The 24,568-nt window shown below is 73.0% G+C and carries 21 protein-coding genes; 5 read left to right on the top strand and 16 right to left on the bottom strand.

Annotated elements, in window-relative coordinates; genetic code table 11:
* The first annotated feature begins 20 nt into the window (after nucleotides 1-20).
* On the top strand, nucleotides 21-575 hold the full coding sequence (locus IEY61_RS12920) for an arsenate reductase/protein-tyrosine-phosphatase family protein (protein WP_189043872.1): 555 nt from the start codon (nucleotides 21-23) through the stop codon (nucleotides 573-575).
* On the opposite strand, the gene IEY61_RS12915 is transcribed toward IEY61_RS12920, so the two are convergent.
* Nucleotides 556-2,010 carry a tyrosine-protein kinase domain-containing protein gene (locus IEY61_RS12915; protein WP_189043870.1) on the bottom strand — a complete coding sequence of 485 codons (1,455 nt, stop codon included), beginning with the start codon at nucleotides 2,008-2,010 and terminating at the stop codon, nucleotides 556-558. The genes IEY61_RS12920 and IEY61_RS12915 overlap by 20 nt on opposite strands.
* Nucleotides 2,011-2,357: 347 nt before the next feature.
* Here IEY61_RS12915 and nhaA point away from each other — a divergent pair, with 347 nt between their 5' ends.
* Entirely contained in the window at nucleotides 2,358-3,686 is a 1,329-nt protein-coding gene (nhaA, locus tag IEY61_RS12910; protein ID WP_189043868.1) for a Na+/H+ antiporter NhaA, read from the top strand.
* A 26-nt stretch (nucleotides 3,687-3,712) separates the two neighbouring features.
* Here the strand turns inward: nhaA and IEY61_RS12905 are convergent, their stop codons facing one another.
* The 9 genes from IEY61_RS12905 to IEY61_RS12865 form a co-directional block, all read right to left on the bottom strand.
* Complete coding sequence (locus IEY61_RS12905) at nucleotides 3,713-4,012, bottom strand: DUF1622 domain-containing protein (RefSeq protein WP_189043867.1); 300 nt, start codon at nucleotides 4,010-4,012, stop codon at nucleotides 3,713-3,715.
* Nucleotides 4,009-4,371: a DUF1622 domain-containing protein gene (locus IEY61_RS12900; RefSeq protein WP_189043866.1), complete on the bottom strand. Its 363-nt coding sequence runs from the start codon at nucleotides 4,369-4,371 to the stop codon at nucleotides 4,009-4,011. The genes IEY61_RS12905 and IEY61_RS12900 overlap by 4 nt, the downstream gene beginning before the upstream one ends.
* Before the next feature lie 60 nt (nucleotides 4,372-4,431).
* Nucleotides 4,432-5,019: a TMEM165/GDT1 family protein gene (locus IEY61_RS12895; RefSeq protein WP_189043865.1), complete on the bottom strand. Its 588-nt coding sequence runs from the start codon at nucleotides 5,017-5,019 to the stop codon at nucleotides 4,432-4,434.
* A 264-nt stretch (nucleotides 5,020-5,283) separates the two neighbouring features.
* On the bottom strand, nucleotides 5,284-6,249 hold the full coding sequence (egtD, locus tag IEY61_RS12890) for an L-histidine N(alpha)-methyltransferase (protein WP_189043864.1): 966 nt from the start codon (nucleotides 6,247-6,249) through the stop codon (nucleotides 5,284-5,286).
* Nucleotides 6,250-6,291: 42 nt separating this feature from the next.
* The gene (egtC, locus tag IEY61_RS12885) at nucleotides 6,292-7,038 is read right to left on the bottom strand and encodes an ergothioneine biosynthesis protein EgtC (protein WP_189043863.1); all 747 of its coding nucleotides are present in this window, start codon (nucleotides 7,036-7,038) and stop codon (nucleotides 6,292-6,294) included.
* 22 nt (nucleotides 7,039-7,060) lie between these two features.
* Nucleotides 7,061-8,398 carry an ergothioneine biosynthesis protein EgtB gene (gene egtB / locus IEY61_RS12880; protein ID WP_189043862.1) on the bottom strand — a complete coding sequence of 446 codons (1,338 nt, stop codon included), beginning with the start codon at nucleotides 8,396-8,398 and terminating at the stop codon, nucleotides 7,061-7,063.
* Nucleotides 8,395-9,624, bottom strand: a complete 1,230-nt coding sequence (gene egtA / locus IEY61_RS12875) for an ergothioneine biosynthesis glutamate--cysteine ligase EgtA (protein ID WP_189043861.1) — start codon at nucleotides 9,622-9,624, stop codon at nucleotides 8,395-8,397. Before egtA ends, egtB begins: the two co-directional genes overlap by 4 nt.
* A 173-nt stretch (nucleotides 9,625-9,797) precedes the next feature.
* Nucleotides 9,798-10,604 (bottom strand): hypothetical protein, encoded by an 807-nt coding sequence (locus tag IEY61_RS12870; protein ID WP_229705864.1) that lies wholly within the window; start codon nucleotides 10,602-10,604, stop codon nucleotides 9,798-9,800.
* A 1-nt stretch (nucleotide 10,605) separates the two neighbouring features.
* The gene (locus tag IEY61_RS12865) at nucleotides 10,606-11,229 is read right to left on the bottom strand and encodes an RNA polymerase sigma factor (RefSeq protein WP_189043860.1); all 624 of its coding nucleotides are present in this window, start codon (nucleotides 11,227-11,229) and stop codon (nucleotides 10,606-10,608) included.
* 387 nt (nucleotides 11,230-11,616) lie between these two features.
* Between IEY61_RS12865 and IEY61_RS12860 the strand changes: the two genes are divergently transcribed.
* Both IEY61_RS12860 and IEY61_RS12855 read left to right on the top strand, forming a co-directional pair.
* Nucleotides 11,617-13,005 (top strand): serine/threonine-protein kinase, encoded by a 1,389-nt coding sequence (locus IEY61_RS12860; protein ID WP_189043858.1) that lies wholly within the window; start codon nucleotides 11,617-11,619, stop codon nucleotides 13,003-13,005.
* Nucleotides 13,006-13,115: 110 nt separating this feature from the next.
* Nucleotides 13,116-14,378, top strand: coding sequence for a nucleotide sugar dehydrogenase (locus IEY61_RS12855; protein WP_189043855.1), 1,263 nt, complete (start codon nucleotides 13,116-13,118; stop codon nucleotides 14,376-14,378).
* Here the strand turns inward: IEY61_RS12855 and IEY61_RS12850 are convergent.
* The 6 genes from IEY61_RS12850 to IEY61_RS12825 form a co-directional block, all read right to left on the bottom strand.
* Nucleotides 14,375-16,846, bottom strand: a complete 2,472-nt coding sequence (locus IEY61_RS12850; RefSeq protein WP_189043853.1) for an ABC transporter permease — start codon at nucleotides 16,844-16,846, stop codon at nucleotides 14,375-14,377. The two genes, IEY61_RS12855 and IEY61_RS12850, sit on opposite strands and share 4 nt — an antisense overlap.
* A gap of 2 nt (nucleotides 16,847-16,848) precedes the next feature.
* Nucleotides 16,849-17,589 (bottom strand): ABC transporter ATP-binding protein, encoded by a 741-nt coding sequence (locus IEY61_RS12845; RefSeq protein WP_373293149.1) that lies wholly within the window; start codon nucleotides 17,587-17,589, stop codon nucleotides 16,849-16,851.
* Nucleotides 17,590-17,777: 188 nt separating this feature from the next.
* Nucleotides 17,778-18,461, bottom strand: coding sequence for a response regulator (locus tag IEY61_RS12840; protein WP_189043851.1), 684 nt, complete (start codon nucleotides 18,459-18,461; stop codon nucleotides 17,778-17,780).
* Entirely contained in the window at nucleotides 18,458-19,696 is a 1,239-nt protein-coding gene (locus IEY61_RS12835) for a sensor histidine kinase (protein WP_189043850.1), read from the bottom strand. The genes IEY61_RS12840 and IEY61_RS12835 overlap by 4 nt, the downstream gene beginning before the upstream one ends.
* Nucleotides 19,697-19,981: 285 nt before the next feature.
* A complete protein-coding gene (locus IEY61_RS12830; protein ID WP_189043849.1) occupies nucleotides 19,982-21,592 on the bottom strand; it encodes an asparagine synthetase B family protein in 1,611 nt (536 codons plus the stop codon).
* A 3-nt stretch (nucleotides 21,593-21,595) separates the two neighbouring features.
* Nucleotides 21,596-22,564 carry a DUF5715 family protein gene (locus IEY61_RS12825; protein WP_189043848.1) on the bottom strand — a complete coding sequence of 323 codons (969 nt, stop codon included), beginning with the start codon at nucleotides 22,562-22,564 and terminating at the stop codon, nucleotides 21,596-21,598.
* Nucleotides 22,565-22,850: 286 nt separating this feature from the next.
* Between IEY61_RS12825 and IEY61_RS12820 the strand changes: the two genes are divergently transcribed.
* Nucleotides 22,851-24,548, top strand: coding sequence for a DEAD/DEAH box helicase (locus IEY61_RS12820; RefSeq protein ID WP_189043847.1), 1,698 nt, complete (start codon nucleotides 22,851-22,853; stop codon nucleotides 24,546-24,548).
* Nucleotides 24,549-24,568 lie beyond the last annotated feature (20 nt).

The following is a 24,568-nucleotide window of genomic DNA, read 5'->3' as shown; positions in this document are numbered from 1 at the left end:
CGTCGTCGAAGGGGTCCCACATGGCCACCGCCGTGCTGTTCGTTTGCCACGCCAACCTGTGCCGCTCGCCGATGGCCGAGTACACCGCGCGCCGGCTGCTCGCCGGCTGGCCGGTGACCGTGGCCAGCGCCGGCACCGACGCCGTGGCCGGGCTGGCCATGCACCCGTTCGCGGCCCAGGTAGCTGCCGAGACGGGCGCGGATCCGACGGCCTTCCGCAGCCGTCGGCTGGCGCCGGAGCACCTCAAGCACGCGGTGCTGGTGCTGACCGCGACCCGGCGCCAGCGCTCCGTCTGCACCGCGCTGGCGCCGGCGGCGTTGCACCGCACGTTCACCCTGCGCCAGTTCGGCCGGCTGGCCGCGACTGTCGAGACACCGATCGAGGAACACGGTGATCCGCTGCGGGCGGCCGTGGCCGCCGCCGCGCTGGCCCGAGGGCGGCTGCAACCCGCCCTCGGGGACGCCGACGATCTGCGGGATCCGCTCACCGGCACCCCCGACGACTTCCGGCGCTGCGCCCGGGAGATCGAACGCTGCCTGCGACCGCTGGCGACGCTCATCGGGGCAGCCGGGTGAGTTCCTCGACGTGCTCGACCACGTCGTCGGCGTCGGCCCGCTCGGCATGCCGCCCGGCCGCGGTCCGGCCCGCCGGCACCGGTGGCGTTGTCGCCAACCGGTAGGCCTCGTACTGGTACGTCTCGGCCTTGCGCATCCGCGCCATGTTCAGCACGCAGCCCAGCAGCCGTACGGACACCGCGTCGAGCGCACGGGCCGCCGCGGCCACCTGCGTCCGCGCGGTACGCCCCTGCTGGCTGATCAGCAGGGCGCCGTCGGCCTGCACGGCGACCACCACGCCGTCGGTGACCGCGAGCAACGGCGCGGTGTCGATGAGGACGATGTCGGCGGACTCCCGCAGGGCCAGCAGCAGGTCGGCCATCGCCTTCGAGCCGAGCAGCTCGCTCGGGTTGGGCGGGGCCGCCCCGCTGGGCAGCACGAGCAGCGACTTGTCGCCCCAACGCTGGACCACGTCACCGACGTGCACGTCCCCGAGCAACACATCGGTCAGCCCGACCGCCGAGTCGATGCCCAGATAGTCGCCGATCTTCGATCGGCGCAGATCCGCGTCGACCAGCAGCACCCGCCAGCCCGCTTCGGCCAGGGCGATCGCCAGATTGCAGGAGAGCGTGGTCTTCCCCTCGCCCTGCAGGGCGCTCGTGACAGCGATGACCCGGGCCGGCTCGTGCGCGTCGACGAAGCGCAGGTTGGTCCGCAGCTTGCGGATCGCCTCGGCCCGGACGGAGGCCCCGGCGGCGCCGACGATCAGTGGGGCGGTCCGGGCGGCCGGGTCGAGCGGTATCTCGCCGAGCAGCGGACTGCCGGTCACCCGCCGTAGGGCGGCGGCGTCCCGCAACCGCACATCGGCCATGCCGCGCAGGAGCGCCAGGCCCGCCCCGGCCAGCAGGCCGAGCAGAGCACCGATGAGGGCGTTGCGGACCGGCTGCGGCGAGACCGGGCTCGGGCTGACCCGCGGCCCGCCGATGACCTCGATCTTGATCGGCCCGGGGGTGCCGTCCGGCCGGGTCTCGACCTCGTTGACGAGTTCGACGAACCTCGCCGAGACGGCCTCGGTGACCCGCAGCGCCCGGGCCGGATCGGTGTCGGTCACCGACGCCCGGAGCAGGACCGTGCCGGCCTCCGTCGAGGTCTTGATCCGACGCTGGATCTGCTCGGCGGTCAACCCGAGTTGGTTGTCGGTCACCACGCTCTGCGCCAGCCGGTCACTGGTCACCAGTTCCTCGTAGGACTTCACCCGCTGCTGGAGGAAGAGGCTGCCCTGGTAGGCGTCGGTGACACCCTGGCTCGGTGTGGTGACGAAGAAGGTGACCGTGGCGAGGTAACGGGGTTGGGCCCGGACGGTGACCAGGGCGGTGACGCCGAGGGACACCATGAGCGCGAGCAGAACGATCCACCAGTTTCGGCGGATCAGGCGCAATTGGCGGACCAGGTCCATCAGGCATGCCTCCGGGTCGAGTCGACGACGCCGAACAAGTTCACAAAAACCCCCAAGGTCGACCAATCTCGTGAAGCCATTAAAGCGGGTCTCTGAGGTTTGTGTCCTGGATTGTCAATTTCCTTGACGAGGAGTGCGCCCGGTAGTACCAACCGGACCATGGGTCCCTCGGAATCGCCTTGGGAACGGAAAAATGCGGACACCGGCCAGCGAGCAGAGCCGCCGCGCGGGCAGGGACCCGCGCAGCGGGCCGTTGCGCGGTGGATAGGATCACGGACGGTGTGCCGGGAAGCCTGGTCGGCGATGACACGCTGTTGCCCCCGGACCGACGAGGTGGACCCTCCCACATGACCGACCACAGTCCAGGCCCAGAGCACCGCAGCGTCCGCCGTCTCTTCGCGCGTACCTCCTGGCCGGAGGCTCGATTCCTGGCCGACATGCTGCGCACCGAGACCGTCGGCGGCGCGTTGCTGCTGTTCGGTGCCGTGATCGCGCTGCTCTGGGCGAACTCGCCCTGGAGCGACGCCTACGCCGAGCTCGGCCGATGGGTGCCCTGGCCCGGCGGCGCCGCGCTGCACCTCGACCTCGATCTGGCCACCTGGGCCGCCGACGGACTACTGGCCATCTTCTTCTTCGTGGTCGGCCTGGAACTGAAGCGCGAGTTCGTCGCCGGCGAACTGCGCGACCCGCGCCGGGCCGCCCTGCCGGTGATCGCGGCAGTCGGTGGCATGACGATGCCGGCGCTGATCTACGTGGGAGTGAACCTCGCCGCCGGCGGCGAGGGGCTACGCGGCTGGGCCATCCCGACCGCCACCGACATCGCCTTCGCGCTGGCCGTGCTGGCCGTGATCGGCGCCTACCTACCGCAGGGCCTACGCGCCTTCCTGCTCACCCTGGCGGTGGTCGACGACCTGCTCGCAATCACCATCATCGCGATCTTCTACACCGAAGACTTCAACCTCCTCCCGCTGCTCGGCGCCGTGGCGCCGATCGCGCTGTTCGGGCTGCTGGTGCAACGTCGCCGCACCTGGTGGTGGGCGCTCATCCCGCTCGCGGCCGGCGCCTGGGCGTTGGTGCACTCCTCCGGCGTGCACGCCACGGTCGCCGGCGTGCTGCTCGGCTTCACCGTCCCGGTGCTCGCCGGCAAGGGCCGCGACGGGCGCCCCGCACCCGGCCTCGCCGAGCGTCTGGAACACCGGTGGCGGCCGGTCTCGGCCGGGTTCGTCGTACCGGTCTTCGCGTTCTTCGCCGCCGGGGTGTCGCTGCGCGGCGCCGACCTGGGCGCGGTGGTCACCGATCCGGTCGTCCTCGGCGTCGTGCTCGGTCTGGTGATCGGCAAGTGCGTCGGCATTCTCGGGTCGACCTTCCTGCTGGCTCGGTTCAGCCGGGCCCGGCTCGACGAGGACATCGCCTGGTCGGACCTGCTCGGCGTGTCGTTGCTGGCGGGAATCGGCTTCACCGTCTCGCTGCTGATCGGCGAACTCGCCTTCGGCTCCGACGGCTTCGAGGGGGCCAACGTGAAGGTTGCCGTGCTGGCCGGCTCGCTGATCTCGGCGCTACTGGCCACGGTGGTGCTGTCCCGGCGCAACCGGGCCTACCGGGCGATCGCGTTGAAGGAGCAGGTCGACCTCGACCAGGACGGCGTGCCGGACGTCTACCAGCAGCCCGGCGGCTGACGGCCCCTGCCCCGACCGGCGGCCGGTCAACCGTCGGGGCCCGGACGCCGTTCCGGGTGCACCGACGGGCGCCCGGGATCCGTGCACCGCCACCACCGGTAGTCGGCGAACAGGGCACTGCGCAGCAGCACGCGCAGCACCACGATCGCAGCGACCGCGCCGAGTTCCCGCAGGCTCGCTTCGCCGACCAACCGCAGCAGGCCGGCGGCGACGAGCATGTCGAGCAGCACCCCGAGGGCCGCCGGCCAGGACCGGGTGACGACCAGCGCCACCAACGCGACGAACGCACCGAGCACGGTGACGACAGCGGACAGCGCTCCCATCATCCGAGATTTCTCGGCTCACCGATCTGCCGCTGCTCCTGCTCGATCTCCCGACGGAGGACGTAGTTCAGTACCGTCCGGATCGCGGCGATGGCGCCCAGTTGACCGATCTGGGCGAAGGTCGGCGACAACGCCGTACGCAGGATGTCCGCCGCGAGCTGGAACTCCAGCCCCAGGGTGAGGAACCGACCCAGGGTCAGCCGGATCCGGGTGAACACCGCGGCGTCGCGGTAGCGCAGCCCGTCGACCACGAACCGCAACGCCGCCCAGGCCACCCCGGCGGTGATCACCACCACCCCGACGAGTTCCACGGCGGTCACCACGACGTGGTGACCGCCGTGGAGGACCGTCTCGGCGTCCACCCCGGCGCCTTACCCGACCGCGCAACGACTAGTCCGCGCCGGGCCCGCCGCGGCACCGGCTCAACGCAGCTGCGCGACCGCCTCGATGATCAGCCAGAGGCCGCTGATGGCGAAGAGGGCGGCGGCGCCGTACTTGATGGTCCGTTCCGGCAGCTTGCGGCCGAGCAGCCGGCCGACGAGGATGGCCAGCGCGTCCGCGGCGACCATCCCGACGGTCGAGCCGACCCAGGTGCCGAACCAGCCGTACTGGGTGGCCAGCGTGATCGTCGCGAGCATCGTCTTGTCGCCGAGCTCGGCCAGGAAGAACGCGACACCGACGGTCAGCACCGCGGACTTGCCGCCCTTGGCGGCCTTGCGCTTCTCCTCCTCGGTGAGCGTGTCGCCACGCAGCGTCCACAGGCCGAAACCGATGAAGGCCAGACCCGCGAGCAGCGAGATCCAACCGGTGGGCAGGGTGGCGCCGAGGCCGTGACCGATCGCCACCGAGGCCAGGTGCACCACGGCGGTGGCGACGGTGATGCCGATCAGGATCGGCACGGTGCGATATCTGGTGCCGAAGGCCAGGGCCATGAGCTGGGACTTGTCTCCCAACTCGGCAACGAAGATCACGCCGAAGCTGACCGCCAGCGCAACGAGGAACCCGTCCATGACGTCCTTCCGGATCAGGCCGGGAAGAAGGTGTCGGGGACGCCCTCGACCCGGCTGCTACAGCCTGGGTCGAAGGTCTCGCCCGCCCCGTGGTGTCACGAGGCCGCGTGGCCGGATGCGGGACGCACCAGTATGTCGACCACGACGTTGCGGGCTACTCCCCTTCGCTGCCCGCCACCCTAGCCGATCAACAGCCCGATCGCCCCGCCGGGTGAGGTGGCCCACCCGGCATCGGCGCCCCGATCCCGGGAGCCTCGGCCGGGGTCAGTCGGCCCGGGCCAGCGTGACCCCGAACAGGCCGTCCGGGTCGGTCCAGAAACGCTCGGCGTGGAACCCGGCCGCAGCCAGTTCGGCGGCGATCCCCTCGGGTCGGAACTTCGCCGACACCTCGGTGCGCAGGTCCTCCCCCGCGGCGAAGGTGACGTCCAGGTCGAGCACCCGCACCCGCATCGGCCGCTCGGCCCGCAGCCGCATCTCGATCCATTCCTGGTCCGGGTCCCAGAGCGCGACGTGGGCGAACGCCTCCGGGTCGAAGTCGGCATCCAGCTCCCGGTTCAGCACCCGCAGCACGTTGCGGTTGAACTCGGCGGTCACTCCCGCCGCGTCGTCGTACGCGGGCACGATCACCGCCGGATCCTTGACCAGGTCGGTGCCGATCAGCAGCCAGTCGCCCATTTCCAGGGCGGCCCGCATCCGGGCCAGGAACTCTGCCCGCTCGGCCGGCAGCAGGTTGCCGATGGTGCCGCCGAGGAAGACCACCAGCCGCCGACCACCGGTGGGCAGCCGGTCGAGATCGCGGGTGAAGTCCCCGACGATGCCGCGCACCCGCAGGCCCGGATAGTCGGTGGCGAGGGCGGCGGTGGACCCGCGCAGGGCATCGACCGACACGTCCAGCGGCACGAACGTGCCCAGGCCGCCGCGCCGGGTGAAGGCGTCCAGCAGCAACCGGGTCTTCTCCGACGAGCCGGAGCCGAGCTCGATCAGGGTCTTCACGCCGGTCAACTCGGCGATCTCGGCCGCGCGCCCGGCCAGCACCGCGCGCTCGGCCCGAGTGGGGTAGTACTCGGGCAGCCGGGTGATCTCGTCGAACAGCTCGCTGCCCCGGGCGTCGTAGAACCACTTCGGGGGCAGCCACTTCGCCTCGGCGGTCAGCCCGACCCGTACGTCCCGCCGCAGACTGCGACCGATGTCCTGGTCGTCGAGATAGCTCTCGAGTAGCTCCGCGCTCATCTACTTCCCCTTTCGTCGGACTTGTCGGTGGACCGGCCGGGCTCACGGCGCCGCGAGGGCGTGCTGGCGTACCTCGGTCGCGGTGGCCTGCACCAACTGGCCGTCGGGCACCTGTCGCCAGCCCGGCTCGTCGTCGTGTGGTTCCGAGGCCAACAGCACCGAGGCCGGCGTGGCGCGCAGGGACAGCGCGTGCCCGACCGCCGTGGCGATCACCGTGCGGCCGTCGGTGAGCAGCAGGTTGAGCCGTGACCCGGGGGCGACCACGGCGACCGAGGTGACCGTCTCGGCGACCGCCCGCGCCGGTGCCACGCCCGCGCGCAGCCGGTCGCGCAGCAGCGCCCACAGCAGCGCCGAGTCGGTGGCGGCGTCGAGGGTGAGCAGGTCCCGTACGGGTAGCTCGGCGGCGAGCGGGACCACCGAGTCCGGCCAGCCGCGCACCACACCGTTGTGGCTGAACAGCCACCGCCCTTCGGCGAAGGGCGCGGCGGCGCCCTCGACGACCGCCATGCCGGTGGTGGCGGAACGCACCGCGGCCAGCACCGCGCCGCTCGAGGTGACTGCCGCGAGTTCGGCGATGGTCGGGTCACTCCAGAACGGCTGGGCGCGCCGGTACCGCACCGGCGGACCGTCGCCGGGGTACCACCCGACGCCGAACCCGTCGGCGTTGATCGTCCCCCCGCCGCGCATGTCCCGCGGCGACCAGGACTGGCGCAACAGCGAGTGCGGTGGATCGAGGAGCAACTCGCGCAGGGTCACCGGCGGCCCCAGGTAGGCAAGGTGACGGCACATCAGGCGACCGGTCCCGCGACCGTCACCGGTGGGCCTGCTCGGGACGCGCGTCGCGGGCGCAGCGGAAGCCGCTGAAGATCTGCCGCCGGATGGGATAGTCCCAGTTGCGGAAAGTGCCCCGGCAGGCGGCCCCGTCGGTGCCGAACGAGCCGCCGCGCAGCACCTGGTAGTCGTCGCCGAAGAAGACCTCGGAGTATTCCCGGTACGGGAAGGCCGCGAAGCCGGGATAGCCCCGGAAGAGGGTCGCAGTCCACTCCCAGATGTCACCGATGAGCTGGTGCACGCCCAGCGGCGAGGCGCCGGCCGGGTAGGCGCCGACCGGCGCCGGCCTCAGGTGCCGCTGCCCCAGGTTGGCGTGCGCCGAGGTGGGCTCGTCGTCACCCCAGGGGTAGCGGCGGGACCGTCCGGTGGCCGGATCCCAGCGGGCCGCCTTCTCCCACTCCGCCTCGGTGGGCAGCCGCTTGCCCGCCCACGCGGCGTACGCCTGCGCCTCGTGGAAGCAGACGTGCACCACCGGCTCGTCGTCGCGGACCCGGTCCCACCGGCCGAAGCGCTGGTACGCCCAGCCGTCGCCGTCGGGCCGCCAGTGCATCGGCGCGCTCAGCCCGACCTCCTGCCGGTGTCGCCAGCCGGGCTCGCTCCACCAACGGGGATCGTCGTACCCGCCGGCGGCGATGAAATCGCGGTACGCCCCGTTGGTCACCGGCGCGGCGTCGATGAAGTACGCGGGCAGCTGCACCCGGTGGGCGGGGCGTTCGTTGTCCAGCGCCCACGGGTCGGTGTCGGTGCCCATGACGAACGGGCCCGCGGGCACCAGCACCTCGCCGGCCACCCGCGCGGCCGGCTCGGGCGGCGGCGGCGCGTGCAGCACGGCGGGGCCGGCCCGCAGCTGGTGGGTGGCGAGCATCGTCTCGTCGTGCTGCTGCTCGTGCTGCACGATCATGCCGAAGGCGAACCCGTCGGCGACCAGCCGGCGGCTGTCGAAGGCGACCCGGTCCAGCAGGTCGTGGACCTTCTCGCGGACCGTTGCCAGGTACGCCCGCGCCTCGGCCGGCGGCAGCAGCGGCAGCGACGGGCGGTCCCGGCGGGGCTGTTTGAAGGCGTCGTACAGGTCGTCGATGTCGCACCGGACCGGTTCCCGGCCGCCGACGTCCCGGACCAACCAGAGTTCCTCCTGGTTGCCCACGTGGGCCAGGTCCCACACCAGCGGGGACATCAGCGGCGAGTGCTGGCGCACCAGGTCGGCGTCGTCCACCGCCTCGGTCAGCAGGAGGGTGCGGGCCCGGGTGCGCTCCAGTTCCGCCGCGATCCGGCTCCGCAGTTGCTCCGCGTCACCCCGGTCGGTCAAGACGTCGGTCACCGTTGCCTCCTCGTCGCGGCCTGCCGCCGCCGTCGTACACCCTGGTCGATCTCGTGGTGCAGGGCCGCCGGCAGGTCGAGCCGGGGCAGCGCCGGCAGGGCCAGGTCGAGCAAGCCGGCGGCGGCACGGGCCAGCCCGGGGTCACTCAGGCCCTGCCGGGCGGCGACGCGCCAGTTCCCGGCCACCGGCATGGTGACCGCGGTCGCCGCGTCGATCGTGTCGGCGCCGCTGAGCAGGGCGGCGAGCACCGCCAGCGGCAGCGTCCAGTCCCGCCCCGGCTGCGCGTCGAGGTAGCGCAGTTCGAGGTAGCCGCGCGGGCGTACCGGCGGGAAGAGGGTGCTCACGTGGTATTCCAGGTCGTCGGTGGTGGGCGGCCGGGGCAGCGCGCCGTCGAGCCAGTCGGCGAACGTCACGTTTCGCGGTGGGGTCCAGTCGCCGTCGTCGCGGACGCAGAGCAGCGGGGCCGCGAGCACGTACGTCGTCCACGCGGTGACCGGGTCCGCGTCGGCGCCCGGGGTCCAGACCGGGGTGGTGCGGCCCGGGTCGATGCGCCACCATGTCACCATCCGCGCCGACGCCCACCCGGTGTCGCGGCCGGCGTGCCGGCCGGCGGTGGCGAACACGGCCAGCAGCGGCGGCCCGACCGCGTGCACCAGCGCCCAGCGGGCGGCGAGTTGCTCGGGCTCGCCCGCGTCCAGACAGACCTGTAGACCGGCGGTGCTGTACATCATGGTCCGCCCGGCCGGGCCGCGCCGGTCGAAGACCTGACGCATGGCGCGGTAACGCGGTGTGTCGATCACCGGCCGGGGCGGTCGGTACGGGTCGATCCCGGCCCGGCCGAGGCGCAGACCGGCGGCTTGCAGCAGCCGGGTGAGCTGGGCTATGTCGGCCTGGGTGGCCTCGACCAGGGCGGCGACCGAGGCCTGCGGCGGGGTGGAGATCTCCAGTTGGCCGCCGGGCTCGACGGTCACCGCGCCGCCGCGGAGCAGTCGTCGGGCGGGGCTGGTCGGATCCAGTGTGGTGGGGGTGTAGGGACCCAACGCCGCAGCCAGCCGCGCGGCGTCGACGTGGCGGGCCGGGTCGACGGCGTCGTGGACCGTCCATTCGAGCTCGACACCGGTGTAGGTCGGTGGGCCGGTCTTGAAGCAGATCCGGGCGAGGTGCCGAGCGGCGGCGGCGCGATCGCGCAGCACCACGACGCGGTCCAGTTCCGGCGACATCACCATCCGACGGCCCCCTTTCCGACGCCGGTCCGGCGCTGCCACCGTAATCCGTCCCGGTGACATCTCCGGATATTGGCGGCCACCCCTCCTGTCTACCAGTAGCCACCCGCGCACCGAAGGTAATTCGCCTTCGATGTTCGGGTGAGCGGGACCGGGCTCGGGATCGGCGCAGACGTTCAGGATTCCGCGCGGTCCGTGCTCGCGTCCGGCTCGGATCCCTTCCTGGCCAGCCAGTCCGGGTCGGTCTCGGCCAGCAGTCGCCGACAGTAGGCCTCAACGTGCTCGGCGCCACCGGCCGCGGCCACGAGTTCGCGAAAGCCAGGCTTGCGTAGCGCCTTCTCCCGTTGGCGCTCGGACTTGGACAGGTACGCCTTGCAGTGTCCGGAGTTCCTCCGCCCGAGGTCGGCCGTCGCCTGAGGGCCCGGCTCGGGGGGTACGGGGCTCGCCGCCGGCGGCGGGGGAGCCACGCCGCTCGGCGTCTGCGTCGGGCCGCCGCGCCCGGCGCCGCTCGGCGTTGCCTGGGCGGCGGTGGGCGTTGCCTGGGCGGCGGTGGGCGTTGTGGGGATGCCGGTGGGCGTGGTGGCGACGTCAGTGGGCACCGGCGCGACCGTGGTGGGCACCGGAGGCGGCGGCTCCTCCCCCGTACGGTCCAATTTGACCGCTGCCAGCGCGGCGCCCGCGGTGGCGGTGGCCGCCAGGCCGGCGAGCCAGAGCACCGCGCTGGCGGTGAACCGCCGTCGACGCGGCCGGGCCGCCGGCGCCCCGGGGGCGACCTGCCGGGCCGCACGGAACGCGGCGAGCGCCGCCTCTTCGCCGGCGAGTTCCCGCGGGCGGGGCGGGGCGGCGGCGGCCCGCAGCAGCCCGGCCAGTGGGTCCACCGACGCCGCAGCTCGCGACCCGCGAGCGTCGTCGAGCAGCCGGTCGCGCTCGGCTCGGTCACCGGACCGAGCAAACCGGCGCAGGATCATTCGTATCTTCCCCATGTCAGCCGTCCACCGGTTCGGTGTGCGGCGTCTGCGGTGACGGACCGGTACGGGGACCCGGTGCCCCCCGACCGGACGACGCGGCGGCATCGGCTCGCTGGTCGAGCAGTAGCGCCAACCGCCGCAGTCCGCGGTGGGCGGCGGTGCGCACCGCCCCGGCGCGGCGACCGAGTACCCGTCCGGCGCTCTCGGCGTCGAGCCCGACGACCGCCCGCAGCAGGACCGCCTCGGCCTCCCGGGGCGGCAAGTTCGCGATCATGGCCAGGGCGGCCTCGGTGCCGAGGCTTTCTCCGGCGCGCTCGGCGGTGTCGGCGTCCCCGGCCAACTCGGCGAGTTCCTGGATCGGCACCGACACGGCCGGGCGACGGCGTTGCCGGCGCAGGTGGTCCATGGCCCGGTTCCGCCCGATGGTGACGACCCAGGCCCGGAACTCCCCACCGGTGAAGTGGGGCAGGTCGCGCGCCACCTGAAGCCAGGTCTCCGACGCGACGTCCTCGGCCTCCGCGCCGACCAGGGCGGTCAGGTAACGCAGCAGGCCGGGTTGAAGGCCACGGTAGAGAAGCCGAAAGGCATCCTCGTCACCGGCCTGGGCCGCCTCGACGGCCTGACTCAGCTCACCGGTCATGGCCCTGCCGCTTCCGTTCCACCGGCCCTCTCGTGGGACGTCCGCCGGACCGGCGCACTCGGCGCGGGCCCGGACCTTCGCGGGTCGGACCTGCTCCACCGGCCCGCCCCGTCGCCCCGTCCGCCAGCTGACTGACAGGTCGACGCCGCTGACCGGACGAGCAGACGACGGCTGCCGGCCGGACGGCGAATCGACGGTACACGACGCCGCACGGTGGGCGGCGACGCCTCCGCATGCCGACGACCACGGTTCCCCGACTCGGCACGAGCACCATGTGACACCCTGTGTCGACAGGACCACGCAGGGGCCGCGACCAGGTACGCGACGCCCCCCGAATCCCGGACCCGCGAACGCGTCGTCGGCGACCACTGTGGGTACGGTGGAACCGTGTTGTCTTCGGAGGTCGTACTCAGCGGTCGTTACCGCCTGGACGAGCGTGTCGCCACCGGCGGCATGGGGGACGTCTGGCGCGGCACCGACCTGATCCTGGGCCGGCAGGTCGCGGTCAAGGTGCTGCTGCCCTCGCTGGTCTCCGACCCCGACTTCATCGCCCGGTTCCGCGCCGAGGCCCGGATCATGGCGGCGCTGCGCCACCCGGGGATCGTTCAGGTCTTCGACTGCGGCGAGGACGAGCTGCCCGACGGAGGCCGGGCCGACTACCTGGTCATGGAGTTCGTCACCGGCGTGCCGCTGTCGAAGCGGATCGAGACCGAGGGCCGCCTGGCCGTGGGCGAGACCATGTCGGTCGTGGCACAGGCGGCGCAGGCGTTGCACGCCGCCCATCTCGGCGGGATCGTGCACCGCGACGTCAAGCCGAGCAACCTGCTGGTGCAGGAGAACGGTTCGGTCGTCCTCGTCGACTTCGGCGTCGCCCGCTCGACCAATGTGACCAGCATCACCAGCACGAACGCGGTCCCCGGCACCGCCCTCTACATGGCGCCCGAGCAGGCGGCCGGGCGCCCGGTCTCCGGAGCGACCGACCTGTACGCCCTCGGCGCGGTCGCCTACTGCTGCCTGACCGGCAGCCCACCGTTCACCGGCGACAACCCGCTCCAGGTCGCCGTCCGGCACCTCGACGACCCGCCGCCGGAACTGCCGCACGACATTCCGGAGGCGGTCCGGGTGCTGGTCGCCCAGGCCCTGGCCAAGGATCCCGCCGACCGCTTCAGCAGTGGCGCGGCGATGGCGGAGGCCGCCCGCACCGCGGTGTCGGACAGCTCGCTGCCGACGGCGATGGTTCCGGCCGGCGCGGCACTGCGCGACGCCGGGCCCGAGACCCGGGCGGACGCCACGGCGGCGGACAGCCCGCAGGCCGGCCGGCGAGGGAGGCACGGCACGCTGGTCGGCGCGCTCACCGCCGTGCTGGTCGGGCTGGTCGCACTCGGTGCCGCGCTCAGTGCCGTGACCACGGCCGACACTCCCGACGCGGTGACGGTGCCGACCACCTCGCCGAGCGCCGACACCACCGCCGACGCGGAGCCGCTGCCGAGCGAGGACCAGAGTGTGCCCGCCCAGGCGCCCCCGTACCGTACAACCGGTTCGACCGCCAGCCCGACCGGATCCCGGTCGCCGTCGCCGACCACGACGCAGCCCCGCACGCCGACCGCGCCCGAGTCGCCCGACCCGACGCCGTCCGGCGACGGTCCGACCGACGGCTCGGGTACGCCCACGACCCCGGCGCCGAGCACGCCGCCGCCGAGCACGCCGCCGCCGACCAGCGCCGCACCTCCCGGGGACGGTGGCGGGGACGGGAGCGCCGGCTCAGGCGCCGGCTAGGAACCCCCGCTCCTCGCGACATTCCCGAAATCACCGAAACGGACATCCGGCCTCACAGCACGCTCTAGGCTCCTCACCTGTAGTAATCACCGACTGTTCGGGAGTCCCGGGTGAGCGTGGAGAAGTTGGTCGTCATCGGCCAGGGTTACGTCGGCCTGCCGCTGGCGGTACGGGCCGCCGAAGCCGGCCTGGACGTGGTCGGCCTCGATGTCGACGCCGACCGGGTCAAGCGGCTCGCCTCGGGTGAGTCGTTCGTGGCGGACATCCCGGCCGATCGTCTCGGTCGGGCGCTGGGCAGTGGTCGCTACCGCCCGAGCAGCGAGTACGCCGATGCCGAAGCCTTCGACATCTGTGTGATCACCGTGCCCACGCCGCTGCGGGACGGCACGCCGGACCTCAGCTTCGTCGAGCAGGCGGGCACCGGCATCGGGCCGTATCTGCGGCCGGGCTGCACGGTGATCCTGGAGTCGACCACCTACCCCGGCACCACCGAGGAGTTGCTGCGACCGCTGCTGGAGTCGGCCAGCGGGCTGCGCAGCCCCGGCGACTTCCATCTCGGCTACAGTCCCGAACGGATCGACCCCGGCAACCAAACCTGGCGACTGGAGAACACCCCGAAGGTGGTCTCCGGAGTGGATGCCGCCTCCCTGGCCCGGGTCGACGGCTTCTACCGTCGGCTGGTGCAGCGGACCGTCCCGGTGGACTCCACCCGGGTGGCCGAGTTGACCAAGCTGATCGAGAACACCTTCCGCCAGGTCAACATCGCTCTGGTCAACGAGCTGACCATGCTCTCGCACCAGTTGGACATCGACGTCTGGCAGGCGATCGACGCGGCCGAGACGAAGCCGTTCGGTTTCATGCCGTTCCGGCCCGGCCCGGGGGTCGGTGGCCACTGCCTGCCGATCGACCCCTGCTACCTGTCCTGGCAGGTGAAGCGCCGCCTCGGTCGGCAGTTCCGGTTCATCGAGCTGGCCAACGACGTCAATCACGAGATGCCCGAGCACGTGGCACAGCGGGTGATGGCGGGGCTGAACCGGTCCGGCCGGTCGGTCAGCGGCGCTCGGCTGCTGCTGCTCGGCCTGACGTACAAGCGCAACACCGCCGACATGCGCGACTCGCCCGCCGTGGAGGTGGCCCGCCGGTTGCGGGAGCTGGGCGGCGAGGTCCGCGCGGTGGAACCGTACGCCGAGCCGCACCACCTCCCCGACGGGGTGCTGACGGTCGACCTGACCGAGCAGGAGGTACGCGCGGCAGACGCCGTGGTGGTGGTCACCGACCACGACGTCTTCGACTACGACCTGGTGGGCCGGCACGGCCGCTACGTCTTCGACACCCGCAACCGCTGCGCCGGCCCCACCGTCGAACGCCTCTAGTCCGCGAGCGCCTCCACCACCGGCACGGTCAGCGCCCGTCGGGCCGGCAGCACCGACGCCGCCAGTGCCGCCAGCACCGCCACGGCGAGGACGCCGCCGAGCTGTCCCCACGGCACCACCAGGATGAACTCGCCGCCGCCGAGGCGGGCGAGCAGCGCCATCGCCCCGGCGGCGACCCCGGCGCCCAGGGCCACCCCGAGCACCGCCCCGACCAGTGCGGTGAGCACCGCCTCGGTGGCCAGCATGGCTCGCATCCGCCCCGCGGTCAGTCCGACGGCCCGCAGCACCGCGTTCTCCCGGGTCCGCTCCACCACCGACAGGCTCAGCGTGTTCGCCACGCCGACCAGCGCGATCACCACGGCCAGGCCGAGCAGCGCGACCACGAAGGCCAGCAGCATGTCCACGGTGCCGGTGAGCATCCGCTTGTACGCCGCCTGGTCCAACAGGTTGACCGTCGGGTAGTCGGCCAGCACCTCCTCGATCGCGGCCCGGGCCGACGCGGCCGGCACCCCCGCGGCCGGGTCGACCTCGGCCAGGTAGCCCCGCACGTCGGGGAAGAGGCGGGTGAAGTCGGCGGCGACCAGATCGACCACCTGACCGGGTGGCCCCGACGCCCCCTCGCCACCGGCCCCGGTCACCACGGCCGCCACCTCGAACGGTTGTCCGCGCAGGGTGACGATGTCGCCGACCGACCAACCCCGTCGCGTCGCCAGATCCCGGTGCACCAGCACCCGGCCCGGCCCGAACCGGTCGACCCGGCCGGCCACGCCGTCGAGCCGCTGGTCGACCAGCGCCGGGTCGCTGGCGCGGAACTCGACGTCGCCGACGGTGTGCGTACGGGGCTCGTGCACCACGCCCAACTCGGGACGGGCGGCGAGCGCGTCGACCACCCCGGCGGGCAGGTCGACGCCGATCCCGGTCACCACGAAGTCCACGCCCACCTGGGCGTCCACGCTGCGCTCGATGGCGATCTTGGTGCTGTGCGCACCGACCACGAAGGTGGCAACCAGACCGATGCCGATCACCAGGGCGGTGGCGGTCGCGGCCACCCGCCGTGGATTGCGGACCGCATTGGCCACGGCGAGCGTGGCGGTGACCCCGAGGATCCGGCGGGCGGGTGCGCCGAACACCCGGACCAGCGCCGGCACCAGAACCGGGCCGAACAGGACGATGCCGAGGAAGCTCAGCACCCCGCCGAGGGCGACCAACGCGACCTGACCGGCAAGGGCCGCGCCGACCAGGGCCGCCACCCCGAGGGCGAGGACCACCGCCCCGAGAGCCAGGCGTAGCCGCCCGGCGGGACGGGTGACCTGCACGGCCGCGTCGGTCAGCGCCGCCACCGGCGCCACCCGGGTGCCGTGCCAGGCCGGCACGAGGGCCGCGCCGACGGTGAGCGCGGTGCCGGCGACGAGGCAGCCCAGCACCGTGCCGGCGGTGACGGTCAGGTCGCCGTGCAGCGGGACGGCCAGCCGTGCCATCAGCGCGGTCATCCCGGCCGCCAGCCCGACCCCGACCACCACCCCGAGCACCGAGGCGGCCAGGCCGACCAGCCCCGACTCCAGCAGGGTGGCCCGGAACACCTGCCCCCGGGTGGCGCCGACCAGGCGCAGCAGCGCGGTACGCCGGGAACGCTGGGCGAGCACGATCGTGAACGTGTTGGCGATGACGAAGGCGGCCACCACCACCGCCACCCCGGCGAAGGTGAGCAGCACCAGGTTGAACTGGCCGACATCGCGCACCGCGTCGGCGACGGCCTCGTCGAGGATCGCCTGCCGGGTGCGTACGATCGGTCCCGGTCCGACGGCCGTGGCGATCCGTTCGGCGAGCACCTGGTCGGACTCCCCCGGGTCGGCGGCCACCATGATCCGGTCGAAGCCCTCGACGCCGGAGACCGCGAGCGCGTCGGCGCCGACCAGGCCGACGAACGGCCCCCCGATGTCCCGCGCGGTGTTGGCGATATCCACCGCGCCCACCAGGGTGTACGCCCGGGCCGCTCCACTGGCACCGCCGACGCGGACCGGGGCGCCGAGGTCGAAGCCTTCCTCGGCGACGGTCCGCTCGTCGAGCACCACCTCGCCGGGGCGGGTGGGCAGCCGCCCGGCCACCAGGTCGTACGACTGGAGGGCGGGGTCGGTGGGCACGGCGGCGAGGACCCCGAAGCCGAGTACCGGTCGGCCGTCCGAGCCGACCACTCCGGCCGCGCCGGTCAGCTCGCCCTCGGCGGCGCGTACCCCGTCGACCGCGCGCACCCGCTCGACCAGTGACGCCGGAAGCGGTGCCCGATCGGCGTAGACACCGACGTCGGTGTGCCGGTCGAAGGCGGCCGCCCGGTCGTACGTGCCGGCCCGCATCCCGTCGACGAAGATCAGCGTGCCGGCGATGAAGGCCACCCCGAGCACGACGGCCAGGGCGGACATCAGCATGCGCAGCGCCTCGGCGCGCAACGAGCGCAGGGTCATCCGGAGCATGCTCACCACCCCCGCACCGGCGTGGCGACCGGGCCGGCCGGAGCGGTGGAGTCCAGGTGGCCGAGCACGTCGAGGACCCGCTCGGCGGTCGGCTCGGCCAGGTCCCGGACCAGTCGGCCGTCGGCGAGGAAGACCACCCGGTCGGCGTGGGCGGCGGCGACCGGGTCGTGGGTCACCATCACCACCGTCTGCCCGAGGGTGTCGACCGCCTCGCGCAGCAGCCGGAGCAGATCGGCGCCGGAGCGGGAGTCCAGGTTGCCGGTCGGCTCGTCGGCGAAGATCACCCACGGTTTGGTGATCAGGGCCCGGGCCACCGCGACCCGCTGCTGCTGGCCGCCGGAGAGTTCGGCCGGACGGTGCCGCAACCGGTCGCCCAGCCCGACCGCGAGGACCACCTGGCGCAGCCAGGCCGGATCGGGCCGCCGGCCGGCGATGGCCAGCGGCAGCACGATGTTCTCCTCCGCGCTGAGCGTGGGCAGCAGGTTGAACTTCTGGAACACGAAGCCGATCCGGTCGCGACGCAGCAGGGTGAGCCGCCGGTCGTCCAGGCGGCCCAGCTCGGCGTCGCCCAGCCGGACGGTGCCGGCGGTGGGCCGGTCCAGGCCGGCCAGGCAGTGCATCAGCGTCGACTTGCCGGAGCCCGACGGGCCCATGATCGCGGTGAACCGGCCGGCGGCGAAGTCGACGTCGACGCCATCGAGGGCGACGACGCCGGCCCCGCCGGTGCCGTACTGCTTGCGCAGACCCCGGGTGGTGACGGCGACGCCGGCGGTGACGTGGGCGGGTGGTGCGTGGGACACGTGCTGCTCCCGTACGACAGGTGGGCCTGGTGACCCTTCCGACGCTATGGAGGCCACGGCCCGTCGAGATCAACCCACGCGCTCGACCTTCGTCCGTCCCAGGTCGTCCGGTCCGGGCGCACCCGTACGCCTCAGGTCGTACGCCGCTCCACAGCGCCGGGGGTGACCAGGCCGCTCTCGTACGCCAGCACCACCGCCTGCACCCGGTCGCGCAGATGCAGCTTGGCCAGGATCCGGCCGACGTGCGTCTTCACCGTCGCCTCGGCGACGTGCACCCGGCCGGCGATCTCGCTGTTGGACAGGCCCTCGGCGACCAGTAGCAGGATCTCCCGTTCCCGTTCGGTGAGCTGGGCCAGCCGGGGATCCTCCGCGGGCCCGGTGCCGAGCTGGCCGGCGAACCGGTCGAGCAGCCGCCGGGTGATCGACGGGGCCACCACCGAGTCGCCCTGGGCGACGACCCGGATCGCGGCGAGCAGTTCCTCCGGCGGGACGTTCTTGAGCAGGAAACCGCTCGCCCCGGCGCGCAACGCGGCGAACGCGTCGGCCTCGGTGTCGAAGGTGGTCAGCACCAACACCCTCGGCGGCCCGGCCGGCCGGTCGGCGCAAAGTCGCCGGGTCGCCTCCACCCCGTCCATGGTCGGCATCCGGATGTCCATCACCACCACGTCGGCCTCGACCCGGTCGAGCACCCGCAGCGCGTCCGCGCCGTCGATCGCCTCGCCGACCACCTCAAGGTCGGGCTGGGAATCCAGCACCATCCGGAAGCCGGCGCGGACCAGCGCCTGATCGTCCACGATCACCACGCGCACCGTCATGCCGCGATCACCTCCGTTCCGGGAAGCGACGGTAACGGTAGTCGCGCGTGCACCTGCCAGCCGCCCGCCAGGCGGGGACCGGCGGTGAGGCTGCCGCCGTACACCGACACCCGTTCCCGCATGCCGATCAGACCGTGACCGCCCGGCGGCGTGGGGGCGACCGGCCCGCCGCCCCGGCCGTCGTCGACGACCCGCAGTTCGACGGCGCCGGCGCCGTGCGCCAGGGTCACCTCCACGCCGGCGCCCACCCCGGCGTGCTTGAGCACGTTGGTCAGTGCCTCCTGCGCGAGCCGGTAGACGGTCAGTTCCAGGGGCGCGGGCAGCGGGACCGCGCTGCCGGTCACCGTGTAGCGGACCCGCAGCCCGGCGTCGCGGAAACGGTCCAGCAGGGCGGGCAGCTCGGCCACGGCGGGACGCCGATGGGAGGGCTCGGCGGGCGGTCCCACCGCTGCCTCGGCCGGGTCGGGCGTGCGCGGCTCGCTCTCCGACTCCGGCGGGCCCGGCTCGCGCAGTACGCCCACCAGCCGGCGCATGTCCGCCAGGGCCTGCCGGCCGGTGTCCGCCACGACCTTGACCGCGTTGCGGGCCGTCTCCGGACTCTTGTCGATCATGTAGCGGGCCCCGTCCGCCTGGACGATCATGACGGCCATGCTGTGCGCCACCACGTCGTGCAGTTCCCGGGCGATCCGGGTGCGTTCCTCGGCCACCGCCGCCCGCGCCTCCGCCTCGCGTTCCCGTTCCAGGGTCGCCGCCCGCTCCTCCAGGCTGAGCACGTACAGCCGGCGGGTGCGCACGTTCAGCGCCGCCAGCCAGACCGCCCCGGCGACCAGGCCGTAGTAGATGGTGGTGAAATACCAGGGGCCCTGCGCCGGGCTCTGCAGCGCGGCGAGCACCACCCCGATCGCGGCGAGGATCCCGGCGAGCACGCCGTCACGCAGCCGGTCAGCGCACTTGACCACGCTGTAGAGGGCGATCAGCACCGCCACGTCGTACGGCATCGGCCCCCACCCGAGGGCGACCTGGACGAACGCGAGCACCGCCACGACGGCGGTCACCGCCACCGGCCGGGACCGGCGGAACAGCAGGGCCAACCCCATCGCCACACCGATGGCGCTGGACCACCAGCCGCCCGGCGCGGCAACCGCCGACGCCGCACCGAACAGCATCACCACGCCGCTGACGGCGACGTCGAACACGACGCTGTGCAGCGGCCGCCGCTGAAGTCTCCCTCTCATCGCCACCCAGGCTAGGTGTAAGGAAGGGCCCCCTGTTAACGCCTGCGGTATAGCAGGGGCCCCCTCTTAACACCGCCGGCCGACGGCCACGGCGCAGCCGACCGGCCACGGCGCAGCCGACCAGGCGCGGCAGCACGCGGTCGAGGCCGGCCGCGAGGTGGCGCAGGCCAGTCGGCTGAGCGGGCACCGTCCTCGCCGCGTTGATCAAGAAGTTTGCGTCTCTGATCCGCCCGGATCTCGACCAAAACTTCTTGATCAACGCGGTGCGAAGGGGGTGGGGTGAGGTCAGCCGGGCAGGGGGGCCTCGTCGCCGCGGTTGCGGCGGGGCGAGACCAGCCGCCGCACCATCGGGGCGGCGTTCCACCGGGCCGCGCCCACCAGGTCACGGGCGTGCTCCAGCACGGTGTAGTCCGGCCGGGCCCGGCCGGCGGCGATCGCGGCGTCCAGGTCGTTGTCGCAGCGCATCAGCACGCTGTCGAAGTCGCGGCGCACCGGCTCCAGCAGGTGGTACCCGAACGAGCGGTGCGTCCGGGCGAAGAACGGCTTGTACAACCGGGCCCGCTCGTGCAGCCCAGAGGAGTACGACATCGGATTCTTCGCCCGACGTCGAATGTAGTCGGGCAGCAGGTCGGCGAAGGCGTGGCGGACGATCCACTTCTCCTGGCCGTCACGCATCTTCAGCCCGATCGGCAGCCGCATCGCCAGCTCGACCAGGGCCAGGTCCAGGAAGGGCACCCGGGTCTCCACGCCGAAGGCCATGCTGGTCCGGTCGACCCGCTGCAACTCCGTACGGCAGAGATTTCGGATCTTGTGCAGGAACAGCCGGCGGGACGTCTCGGGCCCGACCTCGTGGTACATCGGGTAGCCGCCGAACAGCTCGTCCGAGCCGTCACCGGTGAGCGCGACCTTGACGCCCAACTCCCCCAGCCGGCGGAAGATCGGCACCGACACCACCGCGTTGATGATGTCGCCGTACTCGGTCAGCTCGGAGATCCGGATCGCCTCCCGGACGTCGGCCAGCCGGATGTCGCGCGGGCGGAGTTCGACCACCTCGTGCGGCACGCCGAGCTCCCGCGCCAACCGCCGGGCGTACGCCACATCGGGGCTCTCCGGCACCCCGACCGTGACCGCGACGCAGTCCGGGTGCAGCTGCGCCGCGTGCAACAGTGCCAGCGAGCTGTCCAGCCCGCCGGAGAGCACCACGCCCACGGTGAGGTCGGTGTCCAGCCGCACCCGGATGCTGTCGGTGAGGGTGGTACGGACGAGCAGGGCGGCCTCGTCCGGATCCTCCACCATCGGCGCCGACGCGCCGAGGGAGAGCAGATCCACGTACGGTCGCAGCTGGACCTGCCCGTCCTCGTCGACCCAGCCGTGGTGTCCCGGCGGCACCTCGACCACCGGCGCTCCCGCCTGGACCAGTGCCTTGACCTCGCTGGCCAGGTGCAGGCACCCCGGGGATCGCGACCAGTACAGCGGCTTCACCCCGAGCGGATCCCGCACCAGGTACACCCGGCGGGTGGCCCGTTCCACGATGGCGAAGGCGTACTCGCCGCGCAGCCGTCCCACCATCCGCTCGCCCCACTGGGCGAAGGCGGCGAGCACCACCTCGGTGTCACTGGCGCTACGGAACCGGTGGCCCAGGTCGCTCAGCTCCGCGCGCAGCTCGTGATGGTTGAAGACCTCGCCGTTGTAGCAGAGCAGCCAGCGTTCGTCGGCCGAGTGCCAGGGCTGCACCGCCCGTTCCCGGTCCACCACCCGCAGCCGCCGGACCCCGGCGAGCAGGCCCGTCTCGTACCGTGTCTCGGTGACCTCGCCGCGCGGGGCGAGCGTGCCGAGCATCCGCCGGAAGATCGCCGGGTCGGCCTCCGGGCCGAGGCTGAGCATGATCCCGCACATCGGTCAGCTACCCATCTCGGCTTCGTAGGCCCGGCGTAGCCGCAGGGTCGCGGCCGGGGCGAGACAGACGTGCCAGGCCTGGCCCTCGTCGACCACATTGATCTCGCCGGCCCGCTGCCGGTTCAGCAGCAGCTCGGCCAGGGCGTCCCGGGCGCCGAAGCGGCGGTACCAGGCCATCTCCACGTCCACCGCCCAACCCAGGCAGTGCCCGCTGGGCACCATCGCGGCGTACCCGAGGCGCCGCAACCGGTACTGGTGCTCGGCGCTGCGGACCAGGCTGGTCACCCAGAGCGGCCCGGTGCCCGCGGGCGCGGCGGCGGCGAACTCGCGACCGACGTCGTTGAGCAGGGCGACCACCTCCCGGCGGGCCCGACGGAAGAGCAGGCCGGCGGTACGCGGCGTGGCGTCCGGCAGCACCCGGCGGCGCAGCGCGCGTACGCCCCGACCGACGATCGTGCGGGGCTGCTCGGTGTAGCGGAAGCGCAGCAGGCTCCGACGGCGCAGCCACTCCAGGTCGACCAGTTCCGGGCTGTGGTGCACGTCCGCGTCGGTGCGGAAGGTCGCCGCGTCCCGCCACCACATCACGTCGATGCGCGACAGCAGGTAGATACGGACGAGCGCGGTCAGGTCGATGGCCGAACTACGCGCGTTGGGCCGGTACCGGGCCATCTCCAGCAGCAGGGTCTCCCGGGCGCCGACCAGCCCCTGTGCGGTGGCGTCGAGCACCGCGGCGATCGCCGGTTCCCGCAGCCGCTGGTCGATCAGCACCTGGCGGGCCTTGGCGCTGCCCGCCCCGGCCAGCGCGTTCACCTCGACCAACAGGTCGGCCACGGCGTCGCGGTAGGCGTCCAGGTCCGGTTCGGCGGCGGCGGCCAGGTGGGGCGGCCGGGACGGGGCGCGGCGGCGGGCCGGTGCAGCGTACGGAACAGAAGGGCTCGGCTGGGATCTCGGGCTACGACTGGGCACACGCATGGTCGGGTCCTCTCTCCCGTCGCGACATCACGGCGTACGTCACCCTCTGTGCCACCGTAATCACGCGGACCGGGAGGAGTCCGAACAATCTTCCTGTCTTCCCCGTAAGGGGTCAGGACGGCTCTCCGCACCGCGAGCAGCCCGCTTGCGGACACGCCGGCGGCCGTCGGCGTTCACAGCCAGCCGTGGTACCGGCTCGGGACGCGGGGCGTCACCGGCGGCCTCGCGTCACGTGTTCCGGTGGTCGCCGCATTGGGTGCGCGGGCGTGATGAAAAGCTTGACCCCATGAGTTCCACGCCCGTTGCGCCCGACCCGTCCACCGAACCACCCGCCTTCACGGATCTCGGCCTTCGCCCCGAGCTGCTCGCGGCGCTCGCCGCGCTCGGCTACGAGGAGCCGACGCCGATCCAGCGGGAAGCCATCCCTCCACTGCTGGCCGGCCGGGACCTGCTCGGGCAGGCGGCGACGGGCACGGGCAAGACGGCCGCGTTCGCGCTGCCGGTGCTGCAACGGATGCCGGACGACCGGCCTGACGGCAACCCCGTCGCGCTGGTGCTGGTGCCGACGCGCGAGCTGGCGGTGCAGGTCTCCGAGGCGTTCCACCGCTACGGCAAGGACCTGGGCACCCGGGTACTCCCGATCTACGGTGGGCAGCCGATCGGCCGGCAGCTGCGGGCCCTGGACGCCGGGATCGATGTGGTGATCGCCACCCCGGGCCGGGCACTCGACCACATCGCCCGGGGCACGCTGCGTCTGGGCGCCGTCAGCACGGTGGTGCTGGACGAAGCCGACGAGATGCTCGACATGGGCTTCGCCGAGGACATCGAAGCGATCCTGGAACACGCTCCGCAACAGCGGCAGACGGTGCTGTTCTCGGCGACCATGCCGGCCCGCATCGACGGGATGGCCCGGGCGCACCTGACCGACCCGGTACGCATCCTCATCGCCCGGGAGCAGCCGGTGGCCGGCGCGGCGCCCCTGGTGCGGCAGAGCGCGTACCTGGTGTCCCGGGCGCACAAGCCGGCCGCCCTGGGGCGGGTGCTGGACGTGGAGTCGCCGACCGCGGCGATCGTGTTCTGCCGCAGCCGGGAGGAGGTCGACCGGCTCACCGAGACGATGAACGGGCGCGGATACCGGGCCGAGGCGCTGCACGGCGGGATGAGTCAGGAACAACGCGACCGGGTGATGAGCCGGCTGCGCTCCGGCACGGCCGACCTGCTGGTCGCCACCGACGTCGCGGCCCGCGGGCTGGACGTCGAGCAGCTCAGCCACGTGGTCAACTACGACGTGCCGTCGGCCCCGGAGTCGTACGTGCACCGCATCGGCCGGGTGGGCCGGGCCGGCCGCGAGGGGGTGGCGATCACCCTCGCCGAGCCCCGGGAGCATCGGATGCTCAAGACCATCGAGCGGGTCACCGGGCAACGGATCACGATCGACAAGATTCCCACCGTGGCCGACCTGCGTACCCGCCGGCTGGAACTGACCCAGGCCGCGCTGCGGGAGAGCCTGCTCGAGGACGACCTGGACCCGTTCCGGGTGATCGTCGAGTCGCTCAGCGACGAGTTCGACCTGATGGAGGTGGCCCTCGCCGCGGTGAAGCTGGCGCACGAGGCGACCCTGCCCGGCTTCGACGAGGCCGAGGAGGAGATCCCGCAGATCGCGGTCCGCCCACCCCGGCCGGCACGTCCGGAGTACGACAGCCGCGGCGACCGCCGAGGTGGGCGACCCCGCGCCGGAGGCGTGACGCAGGTCTTCATCGGTCTGGGTCGACGCGCCGGAGTCCGTCCGCAGGACCTGGTCGGAGCCATCACCGGGGAGACCCGGGTGAGCGGGCGGGACATCGGCTCGATCGAGATCGCCGACCGCTTCTCGCTGGTGGAGGTGCCCATCGCGGTCGCGGACGAGGTGATCGCGGGCTTGCGGGACAGCACCATCAAGGGCCGCAAGGCCACCGTACGCCTCGACCGCGACAACCGCCGCTGAAGTGTGCGGAAGAGGGACGT

The organism is Micromonospora sonchi, assembly GCF_014646235.1.
GTDB classification, from domain to species: Bacteria; Actinomycetota; Actinomycetes; order Mycobacteriales; family Micromonosporaceae; genus Micromonospora; species Micromonospora sonchi.
The sequence above is the reverse complement of the archived record's forward strand: the minus strand, read 5'-3'. Positions and strand labels throughout refer to the sequence as shown.